The sequence below is a fragment of the Brevundimonas sp. NPDC055311 genome (genome assembly GCF_053645695.1).
In genome coordinates this window covers 24,148-40,951 of sequence record NZ_JBSHMV010000001.1, presented here as the reverse complement: position 1 = coordinate 40,951, position 16,804 = coordinate 24,148, and the positions used below count along the sequence as shown (strand labels likewise).

The window sequence follows — 16,804 nt, the reverse complement described above, 5'->3', positions numbered from 1 at the left end:
GAATGGATGAGCGATCAGGCGCGCGTGGCCGCGGCCTTAATCGCGGAACTGGGCGGTGGCTTCGATCTCGACGAGGAAGTCCGGCAAGGCCAGAGACTGGACCCCGATGACCGTGTTGGGCGCCGGCGTTTCGTCGCCGTAGAAGCGTTTCAGGGCGCCGACCACGGCCCCGAGGCGCTCCATGTCGTTATCGACGATGTAGGTCCGCAGCCGGACGACGTCCGACGGACCCAGACCGGAATGGGAGAGGACCGCCGCGATGTTGGCGAGCGCCTTGTCGACCTGGGCGGCGAAATCGCCGACGCCCACGACGTTGCAATCGGCGTCCCATGCGACTTGGCCGGCGAGGTGAAGCACCTTCCCGCCGTCCTGAACGGCGGCATGCGAGAAGCCGAAAGGCGTGCTGTCGTAGAGTCCTGATGGATTGATTTTCGTGGTCGCCATGTCGCCCTCCCGGCTAGTCGACGAGTTCGAGCTGCAGCCCGAAAGGATCCTGGATGTAGAGGTTGGTCTTTCCGGCCAGCGGTCCGGCGTCGATCTCGATGGCGTCCAGCGGCGTACAGCCTCGCTCCGTCAGCCATGCGGCGGCTGCGAGAACGTCATCCACCCGGAACGCGATGTGATGCCCGCCGATGTCGCAGTTGAGCGGCGGCTCCGTCCACCGCCCGTCCGGCCGGTCGTACTGCACCAGTTGGACGCGAGCGCCATCGCCGAAGGCGATCATCGCCAGGGTCAGACAAGCCCCCTGGACGCCCACATGGGCCTCCATCCAGTCGCGCCCATCGGGACCCGTCGGCATGTCGGCCGCGTCCATCGGCCCCATGCGGTAGAGCTCCACCGCCCCGAGGACGCCACAGTAGAACGCCAGCGCCTGATCGAGGTCAGGGACGGTTCTGGACACGTGATCCACCGTGAACGACGGCCTGCCCCCATCGCGAGTAGTTCCGGCCACGCTCCCCTCCATTGCAACGTGTTCCGACTTTTGATGAAGACAGTTTTGTGGCGTTCTGTCGCCGCACACAATGACAGCTTTTGGAAAATTCGTTGCGATAAACGCAATCAACGAACGGCGAGATCACCGACTCTGACGGGCCTTGCAGGGAAGCGCGCCGTGAACCCTGAGCGTTCGGAATGCGGCTGTCCGGCCAGGCTCAGCAGGCTATGCTCGCAGTTTCGGCCCTGGCAGGCGCCCATGCCGCATCGGGTCGCCAGCTTGACCGAGCCGACTTCCGCGCACTGCGCCACGGCGGCCTGCAGATCACCCAAGGCGACATCCTCGCACCGACACACGATCGTGTCCGCATCAGGCAACCGCGCGCTGAACGGCCCCGGGTCCGCGATGGCCTCAAGCAAGGCCGCAAACCGCATCGCCGCCCGCCGCTCCTTGCGCCAGGGCCGTGCGCGACGACGCGCTTCGTCCTGATCGATAAGGCCTTCGTCCAGGGCGACCGCCAGACCGGCCAGAGCGCCTTCGGCCGACGCCGCTGCGGCGCCCTTCACGCCTGTCGTCTCGCCTGCGACATAGACGCCCCGACGCGAGGCCCGCATCCATTCGTCGTGGCTCGCCTTCCAACCGCCGGGCCGAGCAGGCGTCACCTGCAGGCCCGCCGCGCGCGGAAGGTCCGCCTGGGGCATGAAACCGAAACAGAGGGCGGCCGCGTCGCAGTCGAACCGCTCGGCGCCCCCTAGATGCAAGGCGGAAACCCTGCCCTGCCCCTCCACGCTCAGCGCCGCTCGACCGAAACGCAGGGGAACGCCGGCCCTGAGCAGGCGCCAGGCGCTGCCTAGCGCCGAGACCAGAACGGGCCAATGCGTCAGGGCGGCCCAGGGTCGGGTGATCGCGCGCCATGCGAGCGTCGAGAAAGGCTGGATGAAGGCCACTACGGCCACCTCGCCGCCTGCCTCCAGGGCCTGCTCGGCCACAAGCAGTTGCAGCGGGTGGCTGCCCGCGAAGGCCAGGCGCTTTCCGGGGACCAGTTGCTGGCTCTTGATGAAGGCCTGAGTCCCGCCCGCACTCATGACGCCCGGCAAGGTCCAGCCGGGAATGGGCGCGGCAAGATCGTAGCAGCCGCCGGCGATCAGCACCCGGCGCGCCGAAACCTCTTCGACGCCCGACGCGCCGGACAGGGTCAGCGTCCACACGCCGCCCGCTTCACGCAGCCCAAGCACCGATCGCCCGCCCAAGAAGTCGACGTTCGTCAGGGCCTCAAAGGCGGCGAGCCGCGCCTTCAGCCCGCGATAGGCCCCGCCCTTCATCCAGTCGGCGACCGAAAACGTGCGCGGCGGCTGGCGCAGGATCTGGCCGCCCGGCCGCGCCTGTTCGTCGATGACGGCGATCCGCAGGGCCCCATTGAGGCTCAGGCACGCCGCCTGCCCCGCCGGTCCTGCGCCGATCACGGCCAGGTCGTAATCTGGGCTCGCGCCGCTGAGGGACGAACTCATTCGCCGATCCCCGTCTCGACCGTCATTCCGGGTTCAGCCAGGACAAGACAGGCGCGCACGCGTCGGGAAACGTCGCCATCCCGCACATGGACCAGGCATTCGCTGCAGACGCCCATGTTGCAGAAGAGGCCGCGCGGCCGTCCCGAACGATCGCGCCGAAATCCCGTGGCGTCGGCGGCCAGCATGGCCGTCGCGATGGTCTCGCCCGGATAGGCCTGGATCGCGTCGCCGTCGACGCTGAAGGCGAAGGGCTCCCCGCGCGACACGCCGTCGGTCTTACGCAAGCCGACCTCCCATGAAGCTGTTGAGGTGGCCGAAGCGCGCCGGAGAGAAGATCGACAGGCGATCCTCGCGCTCATCCAGAATCAGTCTGGCGAGAAGACGGGCGAACACCGGCCCCAAGGTGAAGGCGGAACCGCCCGCCGCCACATAGACGCCGGGCGCTTGGGGCACTTCGCCCACAAGCGGGGTCTGATCGGCCGTGATGGCGGTGATCCCGGTCCAGCTGCGGATCAGATTGAGCTCGGCGACCGGCGGAAAGATACGCGACGCGACCCCCAGATTGCCCGCGAGCGACGGCGTCAGCAGTTCCGCCGGCCGGTCCAGATCGAACCGGCCCGCTGCGTCCAGCCGCATGCGGGACGGCCATCCCCCGCCGATCAGCATGTTTCCGGCGTGCGCCTGCTTCATCGACAGCCTTTGACCGACGTGCTGGATCAACTGCTCCAGTATCGGCGGCGCCCGCTCGGTCACATTCATCAGCAGGGCGACCGGATAGATGGGAAGGTGCAGGTTGAACAACTCGCCGATACGGCCGGTCCAGGCGCCCGCCGCGATCAGCACCTTGCGGGTCGCAAGTTCGATGTCCGCCTCGCCCCGCCGCACGGTCAGACGATAGCCCTGCGCATCCGCTCCGGCCGCCGTCAGGCGCGCGCCCTGCAGCAGCTGGACGCCCCCCGTCTGGGCCCGCGTCATGAAGGCCGGGGTCAAAGCCTTCGGATCTGCATGGCCTTCCGACGGGAGGTAGGCCGCCGCCGTCACGGCTTCGGAAAGGCCCGGCGCGATCGTTCGCGCTTCGGCGCCGTCGATCAGCCGGGTGTCCAGACCTCCCTCGACCTCGCGGGCGACCTTGCGCTCAAGCGTACGGACCTGGTCCGCCGTCTCGGCGACCATCAGGCCCCCGCGCAGGTGGATGTGGAGATCCGGACCCATTTCGGCGTCCAGCCTCCGCCATTCCTCGATCGCGAGGCGGTTGAGGCTCAACACCTGCGCCGCCTGATCGGCCAGCGCCTCGCCGTTCTCCAAGAAACGGCGCTCCAGCTGAAAATGCAGAGACCCCGCATTGGCGCCGGACGCGCCAATATTGGGATAGCCCGCCTCCACCACGGCCACCGAGGCCCCGGCCTGGGCGAGCCTGAACGCCGTGGCGGCGCCGACCAGGCCGCCGCCGATCACCACGACGTCCAGACGTTTCATCGATCAGGCGCGCCCGAGCGACGCCAGGGTCTCGCGAATGCGCTCCAAATCGGCTTCGCGCACGTCCAGCAGCGGACGGCGCACATAGCCCCCCGGCAGGCCCTGGATATTCAGCGCCGCCTTCAGAATGGCAGGCCCCGACCCGAAGCGGCCGACAAGCTCCGACGTGTACCAAGCGTCCATGATGACCCGGTCCTGACGGCCGCAGGCGCGCGCCGCCTCGAAATCCCCTGCCCAGACGTGATTGTAGAAATCCGGCTGGGTCCGCCCCAATACGCCGCCGGCCCCCATGGTGCCGTCGCCGCCCCCGCCCCTTAACAAGGCCAGGCCGCCGTCGTCCATGCTGTGGCCGAAAACGCGGATCTGCTCGCACAGTCCGAAATAGGTCTGCACGAAGCGGCGCAGGTCGCCCGTCGACTGCTTGATGGCGACGACGTTCTCGATGCCGGCCAGACGGCGCAACAGGTCGAAGTCCATGTCGACGCCCGTGCCCGGCGGCCAGTTGTAGACGCAGATCGGTAGGGCGGCCCCGTCCGACACCGTCTGATAGAAGCTGACGATCTCGTCCGGCGATGGACGAATATAGGGCGGCGGCGTCACCAGCACGCCTTCATAGCCGCAGGCATGGGCGGTCTCGGCGAAGTCGACGACCTCCTGTGCGGTAAAGGCGGTGCAACCGGCGATGAGAGAGATCTTGCCCTTCATCTGTTCGCCGACGGCGGTGATCAGGGCCTTGCGCTCCTGAGGGGCCAGGCTGGTCCACTCCCCCGTGGTTCCGGCCACCACCAGACCGTGCATACCCTCAGCGTGCAGCCATTCCAGCAACGTCCCGAGGCCTGACAGGTCGAGCTGTCCATCGACGTCGAAGGGCGTCGTGATTGCGGGGATGTAGCCGCGCCAGCCGACGCGCATTCTCTTGCCAGTCACAAACACCTCTAGATCAATACTGTGCGACAGATCGCCCCTGTCTCGATCATTTCGTTTAGCCTCACAATACGGGACAAATGATCAATATCATTGCGTTTCACGCAACGCGCGCTAGCCTCTGCGTCCTAGGAGGACTCCATGCAGGGAAACGCGCTTTATTACTTCCACGAGGCCGCGCGTCTGGGCTCGATGCGCCTGGCCAGCGACAAGATCGGCGTCGCCGTCTCTTCCATCAGCCGCCAGATCGCACAACTGGAACGCGACATGGGCGTGGCCCTGATCGAACGCGGACGGCGCTCGATCCGCATGACCGAGGCGGGCCGGCTGGCCTACGAATACTATCAGGGCTGCGTCGCCAACGAAGAAGCCTTCATGAACAGGCTCCACGAGCATCGGCAGATGAAGGCGGGCAAGGTCAGCATCGCGGTTGGCGAGGGCTTTCTGGGCGGCTTCTTCTCCAAGGTCCTTGAGGAGTTCCAGGGCCAGCACCCCGGCATCGCCGCGTCCGTATCAGTGCAGTCGACGACGGAAATCGTCAGGGCGGTCCTCGATGACAACGCCCACTTCGGCCTGATCTTCAACGACTGCGCCGAACCCAAGATCCGCGTGCGCGCGGTCGCGGCCCAGCCCTTGATGGTGGTGTGCGCCCCGGATCACCCGGCGGCGCGGCTGAAGAGCGTCTCGCTGTCCGAACTGAGCGCCTTCGACCTGTGCCTGCCGGACATCGGTCTGAGAATCCGCCAGATCCTGCGCGAGGCCGAGCGCCGTGAACAGGTGTGGCTGGAGCCCGCCCTGACGACGACCTCCCTGTATGTGATGCGCGAGGCAGCGCGGGCGGGCCGGATGGTCACCGTCCTGCCGCGCATCGCGGTGACGAGCGAACTGGAAGAGGGAACCCTGGTGGTCCGCCCGCTCAGCGAGGCCAACCTCGAAGACACGACCATCAGCCTGATCCACCGACTGGGGCGTCAGCTGGACGGTGCGCCCGCGCGCCTGCTGGCCGCGTTCGAAACCCGCATCAAGAGCTGGAACGAGACCGAGGCAGGGCGCGACTGACGCGAACAGGAGGCGGGCTTAACGCCCGCCTTCCTCGGCGCGGCCCCACGTCGTCAGCAGTACGACGATGATCGCGACAAGGGCGTTGACGCCCATCGCCACCAGTCCCTTGTCCCACCCCGGCAGCAGCGCCGCCCACAGGGACTGAGCGGACGGCAGCAACAGGGCCGCATAGCCCGCGCCGATGCCCGCAGCCACGCCGATCGCATTGGCGCGCGGCCACAGGAAGGCCAGGAAGACGCCGGGCGCCAACATGCCGATGGCGGCGTAGGCGGCCAGGCCGATCTCGACCAGGGAAGAGGTCGCGCCGATCGTCAGCCACACGGCCACCGCTGCGAAGCCCACCATCGACAGCCGCGAAACCAGCAGACTGGCCCGATCGCTCAGGTCCGGCTTGAGCGGCATGACTACGTTGCGGCTGAAGATCGACCCCGCCGTCAGCAGCAGCACCGAGCCCGGCACCAGCGCCAGCAGACAGGCCGTCCCGGCCAGCAGGCCGATCATCCACACCGGATAGGCGTCGGACACGAACTGCAGCAGGGCGGCGTTGACGTCCCCGCCCGGCGGAGAAGCCCCGGCCAGCAGGGCGCCGAAGCCCAACAGAATGATGAAGAAGAAGGACAGGGAATAGATCGGCTGCAGCACGGCGTTGCGGCGGATGGCCTTGCGGCTGCCGGCTGCGTAGCAGAGCTGGAACATGTGCGGGAAGATCCAGGTCCCCAGGGCGACGTTCAGCGCCGCCGTCATCATCCAGGTCACCGTCAGGCCGGCTTCGGGGACCATGCCCGGAAAGACGCCGATGCCGGGATTCTGGTCCTGAACCCGCGCGAACACGTCCAGAATGGACGAGGCGCCGACCTTGCCCGCGACGGTGGCGCTCAGGCCGACGACAAGAACGATCATCAACACGTCCTTGACCCCGGCGGCGAAGGCCGCCGAGCGCAGACCCGCCACATAGACGAAGGCCAACATGATGCCTGCGGCGATGATGGCCGCCGCCGTCACCGACACCTCGGTCCCCAACGTCAGGCGCAGGATCAGGCTCAGGGCCGTGATCTGGATCTGCACATAGACGACGATGGCGGCGATACCCGCCAGACCGACCAGGCACCCCAGCCAGGTCGCCTTGTAGCGGGCGGCGAAGAAGTCCGCCTGGGTGATGAAGCCGCCCTGACGGCCCGCCTGCCAGATACGCGGCATCAGCCAGTAGCCCAGCGTCGCCGCCAGGGAGACGGAGGTGAAGGCCAGATAGGCCGGGGCACCATAGGCCCAAGCGTAGCCCGAAATGCCCAGAACGGCGAAGGTCGTATAGATCTCGCCCGCGTTCAGGAACCAGAAGATCAGGGTGCCGAAGCGACGGCCGCCGACCGCCCATTCGGTCACCGTCTTGGCCTTGGACTTCTGATGTCCGTAGAGCATGGCGCCGATCATGGTCGCCAGCACGATGCCGAGGGTCAGAGCCAGGGTCACGACAGACCCTCCCCGTCCTGATCGTCGGTCAGACCCAGTTCCTTCTCGATCCGCTCATCGCCCCAGAAGACGAAGCCGATCACGGCTGTCGCGACCAGGATGCCCGCCATCTGCCACACCATGGGCATAGGCAATGAAAACACCCGCACCGACGCCGTATTGACCAGCGGCGTCAGGCCGATCTGCCAGATGAAGGGGATGACGAGCAGCCAGCGGTGAACATACCGCCGGTGCATCGCCCGGAACGAAGCGTAATGCGTCATGACTACAGGGTCCCAGTCGGTTCAGCGCGCCTGGCCCGACAGGCCGTGGTCATCGCGCACGACCGCCCCGCCCTTCATGACGAAGCTCAGCGAGCGCAGGGCGCCGATGTCCTTGGTCGGGTCGCCGTCCAGAATGACGATATCAGCGTATTTGCCGACCGTGATGCTGCCGATATCGGCGTCGCGACGCATCATGCGCGCCGGCTGGATCGTGGCGGCCTGAAGCGCCTGAAGCGGCGTCATGCCCGCATCGACATAGAGCTCGGCTTCGCGAACCGTGGCGGTCGTGCCCTCATTGTCCTCGAACGGAAACTGATCGGTGCCCAACGCGATCGGCACGCCCAGACGGATCGCCTGCTGCAGCACGGCCCAGTGGTCCTTGCCCACGCTCTCGACCCGGGCCAGGTACCAGTCCGGCGAACCGATCCGTTGGTAGAAGGCGCGCGCGCCGGGCTGGCTGACGACGATGGTCGGAATCAGCCAGGCCTCGTCCTTGGCCATGCGCCGCAGCACCGGCTCCGTCAGGTGATAGCCGTGCTCGAAGGCGTCGATGCCGTATTCCAGCGCCTGCATCGCCGCCTGGGGCGAACCGTTGTGAGCGGTGACGCGCACCCCGTTGCGATGGGCCACGTCGATCAGGACAGAGAGTTCCTCATCGGTCATCGGCGCGGCGGCGATGTCGCCGTGGGTGTCGGAAATGCCGCCCGAAATGGCGATCTTGATCCAGGATGCGCCCTGCTTGATCTGCTCGCGCGCGGCGCGGGCGAAGGCGTAAGGGCCGTCGACTTCGTGGAAACCGTGACCGCCGGTCGGCACGATCAGTTCGCCCGCCGTCTCGATGCGCGGACCGACCGCCTCGCCGCGCTGGATAGCGCGCTTCAGGGCGAAGTCATTGCCGTGTAGTTCGGACGTCAGACGCACGCTGGTGACCCCGGCGCGTAGCGAACGCTCGGCGTTGTGCGCCATGCGCAGGACCTGCTGGGCGTCCGTTTCATTCTGGAGTTCAGCCCCCGCCGCCCCCGGCAGCTTCAGGCCGAAGTGGACATGCATGTTCATCAGCCCCGGAGCCAGCCAACGGCCCTCCGTCGGGATGATGCGGGCGCCGGCCGGCAGCTGGACCTCGCTGCGCGGACCGACGCGGACGATGCGCTGTCCCTCGACCACGACCACGGCGTCGGGAATGATCCGCCCGTCCTCGACCGAAATCACCGAGCCCCCCACCAGAGCCGTGACCTCTCCATCCGGCTGCGCCTGGGCCGAGGCGGCCTGCGCGCCGAAAACGGTCAGGGCCGCAGCCGAGACCGCCGCCATAAGCGGCGCGAAACGTGGAAGACGAAGCGAGTACATGTGAAATCCCCTCTAGCCCGGGCGCGCCGGAGCCTCGCACTGTCAGGAAATGCAATGAGCCTGACAATGCGGTTCGCTGATACAGTCTGTTGCGCCAATAGCAACGAAGATCAGAGATCAGGTAGTTACGTCGCAACCCGTCGCCTTGCGGCGGAGATCATCGAAACTGGGACGATTGCGCTGAATCCGGTCGGTCGAACGCGTGTACCAGCCGGCGCCGTGCATACGCGCCATCAACTGCATGGCGGGCGTATCGACATGCAGGCGCTCGGGATCGACGAAGCGGTCATCGACGTGCAGGGCCAGGACCTGTCCGATCACCACCGTGGCCGCCGGCGCAAAGTCCAGCGTCTCGACGACCCGACATTCGAAACTGACGGGCGCCGAGGCGATGCGCGGCGGCCTTATCATGGCGGACGGCGCCGTCGCCACCCCGGCGGCGGCCAGTTCGTCATACCCCGCAGGCGCCTCGGCGCAGGTCCAGTTCATGGCGTCCAGATCATCCTCGGACACCAGGTTGACGACGAATTCCCTCGTCGTGACGATGTTGGCGCAGGTGTCCTTGCGGTCGCCGTCCGGCTTGCGCATCAGGCCCAGGGCGATCAAAGGGGGATCGGCCGCCATCATGTTGAAGAAGCTGTAGGGTGCGGCGTTGCGCGCCCCGTCCCGCGACAGGGTCGTCACCCAGGCTATGGGCCTGGGCGTGATGGACGACGCCATCAGCTTGTAACGATCGCCCGCCTGCAACTGCGACAGGTCAAACAGCAAGATCGTCCTCCGCCCCGATGCGTCGCACCGGACGTTGCGGCGCCGTGTTGACGCTCAACTGGAAAACATCGGGACGCGCATAGTGGCCCGCGACGTCGAAGTCGTATTTGGCGCGCGCGATCTCGGACAGGTCGATATCGGCGTAGAGGATCGTCTCCCCGGAATAGTCGGGTCCCGCCAGCACCTCGCCCAGAGGGGCGACGATCATGCTGCCGCCGCGCATCAGCACGGTGTCGGATGCATCGCCAAGAGCGCAGTCATAGTCCGCCGGATAGGCGTCGCGCCGGATGTGCTGGCAGGCGGACAGGACGAAGCAGCGGCCTTCCAGCGCGATATGGCGCATGGAGGCGGCCCAGCCGTCGCGGTCGTCCGCCGTCGGCGCGCAATAGAGGCCGATGCCCTGATCGTACATCGCCATCCGCAGCATGGGCATGTAGTTCTCCCAGCAGATGACGGCCCCGATCCGGCCCAGGGAGGTGTCGATCACCGGCATGGTCGAGCCGTCGCCGAAACCCCAGATCAACCGTTCGGCGCCCGTAGGCATCAGCTTGCGGTGTTTGGCGATCAGGCCGCGCTCGCCATCGAAGAACAGGACGGTGCAATAGAGCGTCGCCCCGCCGCGCTCGATGACCCCCATCACCACGAAGGCGCCTGTTTCGGCCGTCGCCTGGGCCAGGGTCGCCACCTCGGGTCCGTCGAGATCGATGGCGCCCTCATAGTACCGGCGATAGTCCTCGCGTCCCGACGGCTTACGCATCCCCACGGGCGTGCCGAACGAGGCGCCTTTCGGATAGCCGCCCAGGAAGGCCTCGGGAAAAACGATCAGCCGCGCGCCTTCGTCGGCGGCATGGCGGATCAGATCCGCCGCCTTGACCGCCGACGCCCCTGGATCATCCGGAATCGACGCCGCCTGCACCACGGCAGCCTTATAGGACTGAGACATCACGCCCCCCTCATCCCTGAAACCTCAGCGCAGATTAGTTGCGTTTGACAGCAATTGGAAGATATTTTAGGTCTATAATATTAGTGGAGGAGAGGGGTCATGACGAACCGTTTCGACCAATACCGCGAAGACGTCATCGGCCGCGCCAACGTCGCCGACACTCCCGAACTGGTGGATTATTATCGCCGCCTCTCGGAGCTAGGGACCGGCGCCTTGTGGACGGTGGCCAACAAGATCGAGCCTTGGGAGCCGGTCTCGACCTCTGTCCCCATGCTGTGGCGCTACGCCGAGCTGCGCGACCATGTGCTGAAAGCCCTGGATCTGGTCACCCCGGAACAGGCGGGGCGTCGCGTCGTCTATCTGGAGAACAAGGGCCGGGCCGACGTGGTCGCCGCCGTCGGCTGGCTCTATTCAGGCCTGCAGGTAATGAAGCCCGGCGAATGCGCTTCCAGCCACCGCCACAGCGCCTCGGCTCTGCGCTTCATCATGGAGGGGCGCGGCGCCTTCACCAATGTCGACGGGCACAAGATGACGCTGGGGCCGAACGACTTCGTGCTGACCCCCAACGGAACCTGGCACGAGCACGGCGTGGCCGAGGACGGCGAGATCTGCATCTGGCAGGACGGCCTCGACATTCCGATGATGAACGCGCTGGAAGCCAATTTCTACGAGGTCCATCCGGACCTGAACCAGGCGGTCTCCTTCCCTGTCGACGACAGCACGGCGACGTGGGCTGGCGCGGCCCTGCGCCCGGCGTCGACGCCCTGGAACAAGCCCTATTCGCCGCTGCTGAAGTATGAGTGGGGCCCGACCTACGAAGCCCTGCAACGCTTCGCCGCCGTCACCGACGGCAGCCCCTACGACGGCGTCCACATGGACTACGTCAATCCGAACACCGGCGGACCGGTCATGCAGACCATCGGCGCCTCGATGCAGATGCTGCGTCCCGGCGAACGGACAAAGGCCCACCGCCAGACCGGCAGCTTCGTCTATCAGTGCGCCAAGGGGCAGGGCTATTCCATCATCAACGGCCGCCGGTTCGACTGGCGCGAGCGGGACATCTTCGTCGTCCCGGCCTGGATGTATCACGAGCACGCCAACGCCTCGGACCGCGAGGACGCCTGTCTGTTCGCCTTTCACGACCTGCCGGTCATGCGCGCCCTGGGCCTCTATCGCGAAGAAGCCCTGGCCGAGAACGGCGGCCATCAACCCATCATCTCTGAATAGGACTAAATGAATGCGTCTTGTTACCTATCGCGCCAGCGTCGAGGCCGAGGCCCGGCTGGGCGCCATCGACGGCGACCTGATCGTCGACCTTGAAAAACTGGGCCAGGCGCGCGGCGTCGCCCTGCCCTCCTCGATGCTGGTCTTCATCGACCTGGGGCCTCAGGCGGTTTCCGCCGCCACGGCGTTGATGGCCGAGGCCAAGGGCCTGTATCCGGTCGGCGTCGCCACGCCGCTGTCGAACGCGAATCTGCTGGCTCCCATCCCCCGCCCGCGCAAGAACATCTTCGGCATCGGGCTGAACTATACCGAACATGTGGCGGAGTCCGCCAAATCGCTGGACACCTCGCCCGAGTTGCCGCGCGAGCCGGTGATCTTCTCCAAGCCGCCGACGACCGTGGTCGGGCCGGGCGACCCCATCGTCCACAACGCCGCCATCACCCAGCAACTGGACTGGGAAGTCGAACTGGCCGCGGTGATCGGCTCGACCGCCAAGGGCGTCAGCCGCGAGGACGCGCTCAAGCACGTATTCGGCTATACGGTGCTGATCGACGTCAGCGCCCGCGACTGCCGCCGCGCAGGCCAGTGGATCTACTCCAAGGGCCAGGACAGCTTCGCCCCGATGGGGCCGTGCATCGTCACCGCCGACGAGATTCCCGACCCGCAGACGCTGGACCTGACCCTGTCGCTGAACGGCGTCCAGAAGCAGAGCAGCAACACGGCCTATATGCTGTTCAAGGTCGATGAACTGATCGCCGACATCAGCAAGGGCATCACCCTGGAGCCCGGCGACATCATCGCCACCGGCACCCCCGCAGGCGTCGGCGCCGGCATGGACCCGCAGCAATGGATGTGGCCCGGCGATACGGTCGAGGCCGAGGTCGTCGGCATCGGCAAGCTGCGCCATCCCGTCGTCGCCGCCTGACGACAAAAGCCCGCCCCGGCGCAGCGCCCGGGCGGGCTTTTCATTTCAGGAACAGGGCGAGGCTCAGGTCTTCGCCAGACCGTCGCGAACGTCATCCGGCCAGGGCGCCGAGCGCCCTTCAGCCAGAATCATGCAGACCAGAACGCCCTCGGCCGTCATCCGCACCTCGTCGCCGCAGGCCACCGTATAGGCCACGGCGCAGCTGGAGCGGCCAACCGATTTCACTTCGATGGTGATGTCCAGTTCGTCGCCGAGGCGACTGGGCACCGCAAACCGGCTGTCCAGGCTGACCGTGGGCACGCCCAGGCCGCGCGTCAGGTGCAGTTCGGCGAAATCAACGCCCAGACCTTCGGCGAACCAGTCCTCAACCGCCCCGTTCAGCATCTCGAAATAGCGGGGGTAGAAGACGATGCCCGCCGCATCGACATGTGCGAAACGCACCTTGCTCCGCGTCGTGAAGCTCATGTGTGAAGGTTCTCTCCGATCGACGCCTTGACCTTGGCCAACAGGGCGTGAAGCTGTTCCAGATCATCGGGAGCCACGTCGGACAGCGCCTGATGGATCCACGCATGGTGCGCCTTGGCCAGCACATTGAAGCTGGCCTGCCCGGCCGCGCTCAGCCGCACGATGGATGATCGGCGATCTTCGGGGTCGGGGCTGACCACGACCTGGCCCGCGTCCTGAAGCTGGCGCACGATGGCCGTGACGTTGCCGTTGGACACCAGAAGCGCGCGCGACAGCTGCCCCATCGTCCGCCCCTGCGGATGACGGTCCAGGGCCGCCATGACGTCGAAACGCGGCAGGGTGGTGTCGTATTGCTCGGCGAAGCCGCGTCGCAGGCTCTTTTCGATCGTCATGGTGCAGCTCAGCATCCGGAGCCACGCCCGAACATCGATCGGCCCCGCGCCGCCGTCATGCTTCTCGCGCATGGCGCGCCACTCCTCTGCGAACCGCCCGCCCGGCCCGGTCAGGCTCTAACGCCATCTGCGGCGCTTCGGGCCTGTCGCGCAAGCTGGTCGAAACCGGCGCGATAGACGCTGGGCGTCGGATGCTCGCGGCGGCCCGCGGCGGCCGCCGCCTTGAGCGTCCAGGCCGGATCCAGCAGGTGCGGGCGCCCCAGGGCGACAAGGTCCGCCCGTCCGGCCGCCAGGATGGCGTTGGCCTGATCCGCCTCGGTGATGGCGCCCACCGCCAGGGTGCGAACGCCCGCCTCATTGCGGATGCGGTCGGACAGGGGCGTCTGGAACATCCGCCCGGTGACAGGGCGCGCATCCGGATGGGTTTCTCCGGAAGAGACGTCGATCAGGTCCGCCCCGGCCGCAGCCAGCCGCCTGGCGATCTCGACCGCTTCATCCGAAGCCAGCCCGGCCTCCCCCATCCAATCCTCGGCCGATATCCGCACCAGAAGCGGCTTGGCCCCTGGCCAGGCGGCGCGGACCGCCTCCACCACCGACAGCGGAAACCGCAGACGCCCATCCAGATCGCCGCCATAGGCGTCCTGGCGATGGTTCATCAGCGGCGTGATGAAGCTGGACAGCAGGGTCCCGTGCCCAGCCTGGATCTCAAGCACGTCGAAATCCGCCGCCTCCGCCCGGCGCGTCGCGGCGACGAAGGCGGCACGAACCGCGTCCATCCCGGCTTCGTCCAGAGCGGCGGGCGCAAGGCCGCCTTCGGCCCAGGGCCGATCCGAAGCCGCCACGAGCGGCCAGGGCTGATCCAGAGGCGTCGCCGCCGGGCGGCCGCCCTGCGGCGCGGCGCACGCTCCGCGCGGACCCGCGTGGCCGATCTGGGCGCAGACCAGGGTTTCTCCCCCGGCATGGATCAGGGCGTTGATGCGCGCCCAGCCCGCAATCTGATCGTCGTCATAGAGACCGGCGCAGCCCGGCGTCACCCGGCCCTCGGGGGACACGGCCAGCATTTCGGTCATGAGCAGACCCGCGCCGCCCAGCCCACGCGCGCCATAGTGCGCCAGGTGAAAGTCCGTCACCCGCCCCTGAGCATCAGCCTGATACGTCTGCATCGGGGCCACGACGATCCGATTGGGCAATTTCGCGTCGCGCAGGCGCAGGGGCGCGAACATCGGCGGCGTCCCAGCCCCCGCGTCCGCCTTGCCGGCGAACCAGTCCTCGACCCGCCCCAGCCAGGGGCCGTCGCGCAGACGCAGGTTCTCGTGGCTGACCCTCTGGCTGCGGGTCAGCAGGGCGTAGGCGAATTGCTCCGCGTCGAAATCCGCATAGCGGTCGATGCTCTCGAACCATTCGGTGGAGTTGCGCGCGCTGTTCTGAATCTTCAGCACCTCGACCTGACGCTCGTCGCGATAGTCCTTCAGCGCCTGCGTCAGCGCCTGTCGGTTATCGAGGCCCGGCCGGTCCAGCACCTCGGCCAGCTTGATCGCATCCTCCAGCGCCAGCTTCGTGCCCGAGCCGATCGAGAAGTGCGCCGTGTGCGCAGCGTCGCCGAGCAGCACCACATTGTCGAAGGACCACTGGCCGCACAGCACCCGGCGGAAGTTGATCCAGGACGCCGAGCCGCGCAGGTGCGCCGAATTGCTCAACAGCGGCTTGCCGTCCAGGTGACGCGCGAAGATCCGTTCGCACGCCGCCAGCGTCTCTTCCTGGCTCATGCCCTCGAAGCCCAATCCTGCCCAGGTCTCAGGCGAGCATTCGACGATGAAGGTCGAATGGGTTTCGTCGAATCGATAGGCGTGAGCCCAGATCCAGCCCTCCGGCGTCTTTTCGAAGATGAAGGCGAAGGCGTCGAACAGCTTCTGCGTGCCCAGCCAGGTGAACCTGTTCCGGCGCGTCTGGATGTCGATGTCGAAGCGGTCGGCGTAGCGGGTGCGGATGCGGCTGTTGACGCCGTCGGCGGCGACGATCAGATCGAACTCGGCGTAAGGCTCCAGATCGTCGCCGAATTCGGTCTCGAAATGCATGACCACGCCAAGCTCGGCCGCCCGAGCCTGCAGAATCTGCAACAGCCGCTTGCGGCCGATGCCGATAAAGCCGTGGCCGGAAGACACCTCCGTCCGGCCATCGAGCGTCACTGCAATATCGTCCCAGTGCGCAAAGCTGTCCCGGATCCGATCCGCGCTGACCGGGTCGTTCGCCGTCAGATTGGTAAGCGTCTGGTCCGAAAAGACAACGCCCCAGCCAAAGGTGTCCCCGCTCCGGTTGCGCTCGAAAACATGGATGTCGTGCCCCGGATTCCGAAGCTTCATCGAGATGGCGAAATAGATGCCGGCGGGGCCGCCGCCGAGACAAGCAACACGCATGGAACGCCTCCTATTACTTTAGGTCTAAAATAAATAGGGACGACACGCAAGCGCTTCATCGCCGTTGCCGAAACGACGCTCAGAGGGCGATCAGATCGCGAAAGCGTTTAGTCCGTCATGACTTCCAGGTTGGCGTTCAATCGCCCCAGCAGCGCCAGCAATCGCTCGGAATCCCGCTCGGAGAATCCCGCCAGCGCTTGACGATAGACGGGCGCCATCAAGACTCGAGCCCGGGCCAATCGCTCGCGCCCCGCCTCCGTCAGGCCGACGTCGATCACCCGAGCGTCCACCGCGCTGGGACTGCGCGTCACCAGGCCGGCGTTGGTCATGCGCTCCACGATCCGCATCATCGTCGAGAGATTGACCACCCCGGCGCGCGAAATCTGGCCGATGGACCGTGGGGCGCGTTCGCCAAGGATCATCAGCACCCGCCATGTCGGGATGTCGATGTCGATCTTCCGCAACTCGCGCTCGATGATCAGGTTGTACCGGCTCAGCACCCTGTTCACCTGATAGAAGGGATAGCGCTCGAGACGGAACTCCTCTGAACCGGGATCCCCCGTCCGGCGCAATTGCCCAGCCACGGCGCCATCCTCCTTGCGCAGAGCCGACGCAAGATCAGCGTCGGCGCTCAAGAAATTAGTTGCAGATGCAAGTTTCTTCGGCAAGGCTTAGTCCTGAGGGAAAAGAGA

18 protein-coding genes are annotated in these 16,804 nt (G+C 66.6%); 3 read left to right on the top strand and 15 right to left on the bottom strand.

The window, feature by feature from the left end:
• Window positions 1-36: 36 nt before the first annotated feature.
• From ACWIDZ_RS00200 to ACWIDZ_RS00175, 6 genes are all read right to left on the bottom strand, one after another.
• Window positions 37-444: a RidA family protein gene (locus ACWIDZ_RS00200; RefSeq protein WP_338578056.1), complete on the bottom strand. Its 408-nt coding sequence runs from the start codon at window positions 442-444 to the stop codon at window positions 37-39.
• Window positions 445-457: 13 nt separating this feature from the next.
• Window positions 458-901 carry a VOC family protein gene (locus ACWIDZ_RS00195; RefSeq protein ID WP_291779746.1) on the bottom strand — a complete coding sequence of 148 codons (444 nt, stop codon included), beginning with the start codon at window positions 899-901 and terminating at the stop codon, window positions 458-460.
• A gap of 158 nt (window positions 902-1,059) precedes the next feature.
• Window positions 1,060-2,442, bottom strand: a complete 1,383-nt coding sequence (locus tag ACWIDZ_RS00190; RefSeq protein WP_453988680.1) for an FAD-dependent oxidoreductase — start codon at window positions 2,440-2,442, stop codon at window positions 1,060-1,062.
• Window positions 2,439-2,726: a (2Fe-2S)-binding protein gene (locus ACWIDZ_RS00185; protein ID WP_453988681.1), complete on the bottom strand. Its 288-nt coding sequence runs from the start codon at window positions 2,724-2,726 to the stop codon at window positions 2,439-2,441. The genes ACWIDZ_RS00190 and ACWIDZ_RS00185 overlap by 4 nt, the downstream gene beginning before the upstream one ends.
• Window positions 2,719-3,918 carry an NAD(P)/FAD-dependent oxidoreductase gene (locus ACWIDZ_RS00180; RefSeq protein ID WP_453988682.1) on the bottom strand — a complete coding sequence of 400 codons (1,200 nt, stop codon included), beginning with the start codon at window positions 3,916-3,918 and terminating at the stop codon, window positions 2,719-2,721. The genes ACWIDZ_RS00185 and ACWIDZ_RS00180 overlap by 8 nt, the downstream gene beginning before the upstream one ends.
• A gap of 3 nt (window positions 3,919-3,921) precedes the next feature.
• Window positions 3,922-4,845 (bottom strand): dihydrodipicolinate synthase family protein, encoded by a 924-nt coding sequence (locus ACWIDZ_RS00175; RefSeq protein WP_453988683.1) that lies wholly within the window; start codon window positions 4,843-4,845, stop codon window positions 3,922-3,924.
• A gap of 138 nt (window positions 4,846-4,983) precedes the next feature.
• On the opposite strand from ACWIDZ_RS00175, the gene ACWIDZ_RS00170 reads away from it, so the two are divergent.
• Window positions 4,984-5,901 carry a LysR family transcriptional regulator gene (locus ACWIDZ_RS00170; RefSeq protein ID WP_453988684.1) on the top strand — a complete coding sequence of 306 codons (918 nt, stop codon included), beginning with the start codon at window positions 4,984-4,986 and terminating at the stop codon, window positions 5,899-5,901.
• A gap of 18 nt (window positions 5,902-5,919) precedes the next feature.
• Here the strand turns inward: ACWIDZ_RS00170 and ACWIDZ_RS00165 are convergent, their stop codons facing one another.
• The 5 genes from ACWIDZ_RS00165 to ACWIDZ_RS00145 all read right to left on the bottom strand — a co-directional run bounded on the left by ACWIDZ_RS00165 (window position 5,920) and on the right by ACWIDZ_RS00145 (window position 10,692).
• Window positions 5,920-7,371 carry a sodium:solute symporter family protein gene (locus ACWIDZ_RS00165; RefSeq protein WP_453988685.1) on the bottom strand — a complete coding sequence of 484 codons (1,452 nt, stop codon included), beginning with the start codon at window positions 7,369-7,371 and terminating at the stop codon, window positions 5,920-5,922.
• On the bottom strand, window positions 7,368-7,634 hold the full coding sequence (locus ACWIDZ_RS00160; RefSeq protein ID WP_453988686.1) for a DUF3311 domain-containing protein: 267 nt from the start codon (window positions 7,632-7,634) through the stop codon (window positions 7,368-7,370). The genes ACWIDZ_RS00165 and ACWIDZ_RS00160 overlap by 4 nt, the downstream gene beginning before the upstream one ends.
• Window positions 7,635-7,655: 21 nt before the next feature.
• Window positions 7,656-8,981, bottom strand: a complete 1,326-nt coding sequence (locus ACWIDZ_RS00155) for an amidohydrolase family protein (RefSeq protein ID WP_453988687.1) — start codon at window positions 8,979-8,981, stop codon at window positions 7,656-7,658.
• A gap of 117 nt (window positions 8,982-9,098) precedes the next feature.
• Complete coding sequence (locus tag ACWIDZ_RS00150) at window positions 9,099-9,749, bottom strand: flavin reductase family protein (protein ID WP_453988688.1); 651 nt, start codon at window positions 9,747-9,749, stop codon at window positions 9,099-9,101.
• Window positions 9,739-10,692: a carbon-nitrogen hydrolase family protein gene (locus ACWIDZ_RS00145; protein ID WP_453988690.1), complete on the bottom strand. Its 954-nt coding sequence runs from the start codon at window positions 10,690-10,692 to the stop codon at window positions 9,739-9,741. Before ACWIDZ_RS00145 ends, ACWIDZ_RS00150 begins: the two co-directional genes overlap by 11 nt.
• A gap of 99 nt (window positions 10,693-10,791) precedes the next feature.
• Here ACWIDZ_RS00145 and ACWIDZ_RS00140 point away from each other — a divergent pair, with 99 nt between their 5' ends.
• On the top strand, window positions 10,792-11,919 hold the full coding sequence (locus tag ACWIDZ_RS00140; RefSeq protein WP_452112120.1) for a cupin domain-containing protein: 1,128 nt from the start codon (window positions 10,792-10,794) through the stop codon (window positions 11,917-11,919).
• A gap of 10 nt (window positions 11,920-11,929) precedes the next feature.
• Window positions 11,930-12,841, top strand: coding sequence for a fumarylacetoacetate hydrolase family protein (locus tag ACWIDZ_RS00135; RefSeq protein WP_453988691.1), 912 nt, complete (start codon window positions 11,930-11,932; stop codon window positions 12,839-12,841).
• A 63-nt stretch (window positions 12,842-12,904) separates the two neighbouring features.
• On the opposite strand, the gene ACWIDZ_RS00130 is transcribed toward ACWIDZ_RS00135, so the two are convergent.
• The 4 genes from ACWIDZ_RS00130 to ACWIDZ_RS00115 all read right to left on the bottom strand — a co-directional run bounded on the left by ACWIDZ_RS00130 (window position 12,905) and on the right by ACWIDZ_RS00115 (window position 16,780).
• Window positions 12,905-13,282 carry an acyl-CoA thioesterase gene (locus tag ACWIDZ_RS00130; RefSeq protein WP_454071091.1) on the bottom strand — a complete coding sequence of 126 codons (378 nt, stop codon included), beginning with the start codon at window positions 13,280-13,282 and terminating at the stop codon, window positions 12,905-12,907.
• Window positions 13,283-13,302: 20 nt separating this feature from the next.
• Window positions 13,303-13,770, bottom strand: coding sequence for a MarR family winged helix-turn-helix transcriptional regulator (locus tag ACWIDZ_RS00125; RefSeq protein WP_278069437.1), 468 nt, complete (start codon window positions 13,768-13,770; stop codon window positions 13,303-13,305).
• 38 nt (window positions 13,771-13,808) lie between these two features.
• Entirely contained in the window at window positions 13,809-16,112 is a 2,304-nt protein-coding gene (locus ACWIDZ_RS00120) for a bifunctional salicylyl-CoA 5-hydroxylase/oxidoreductase (RefSeq protein ID WP_453988692.1), read from the bottom strand.
• Between the two features lie 107 nt (window positions 16,113-16,219).
• Complete coding sequence (locus ACWIDZ_RS00115) at window positions 16,220-16,780, bottom strand: MarR family winged helix-turn-helix transcriptional regulator (RefSeq protein ID WP_453988693.1); 561 nt, start codon at window positions 16,778-16,780, stop codon at window positions 16,220-16,222.
• Window positions 16,781-16,804 lie beyond the last annotated feature (24 nt).

Coding starts and splice junctions, on each gene's coding strand:
- ACWIDZ_RS00200 (WP_338578056.1), bottom strand. CDS start 444: ATGGCGACCACGAAAATCAATCCATCAGGACTCTACGACAGCACGCCT.
- ACWIDZ_RS00190 (WP_453988680.1), bottom strand. CDS start 2,442: ATGAGTTCGTCCCTCAGCGGCGCGAGCCCAGATTACGACCTGGCCGTG.
- ACWIDZ_RS00180 (WP_453988682.1), bottom strand. CDS start 3,918: ATGAAACGTCTGGACGTCGTGGTGATCGGCGGCGGCCTGGTCGGCGCC.
- ACWIDZ_RS00170 (WP_453988684.1), top strand. CDS start 4,984: ATGCAGGGAAACGCGCTTTATTACTTCCACGAGGCCGCGCGTCTGGGC.
- ACWIDZ_RS00160 (WP_453988686.1), bottom strand. CDS start 7,634: ATGACGCATTACGCTTCGTTCCGGGCGATGCACCGGCGGTATGTTCAC.
- ACWIDZ_RS00155 (WP_453988687.1), bottom strand. CDS start 8,981: ATGTACTCGCTTCGTCTTCCACGTTTCGCGCCGCTTATGGCGGCGGTC.
- ACWIDZ_RS00145 (WP_453988690.1), bottom strand. CDS start 10,692: ATGTCTCAGTCCTATAAGGCTGCCGTGGTGCAGGCGGCGTCGATTCCG.
- ACWIDZ_RS00140 (WP_452112120.1), top strand. CDS start 10,792: ATGACGAACCGTTTCGACCAATACCGCGAAGACGTCATCGGCCGCGCC.
- ACWIDZ_RS00135 (WP_453988691.1), top strand. CDS start 11,930: ATGCGTCTTGTTACCTATCGCGCCAGCGTCGAGGCCGAGGCCCGGCTG.
- ACWIDZ_RS00125 (WP_278069437.1), bottom strand. CDS start 13,770: ATGCGCGAGAAGCATGACGGCGGCGCGGGGCCGATCGATGTTCGGGCG.
- ACWIDZ_RS00120 (WP_453988692.1), bottom strand. CDS start 16,112: ATGCGTGTTGCTTGTCTCGGCGGCGGCCCCGCCGGCATCTATTTCGCC.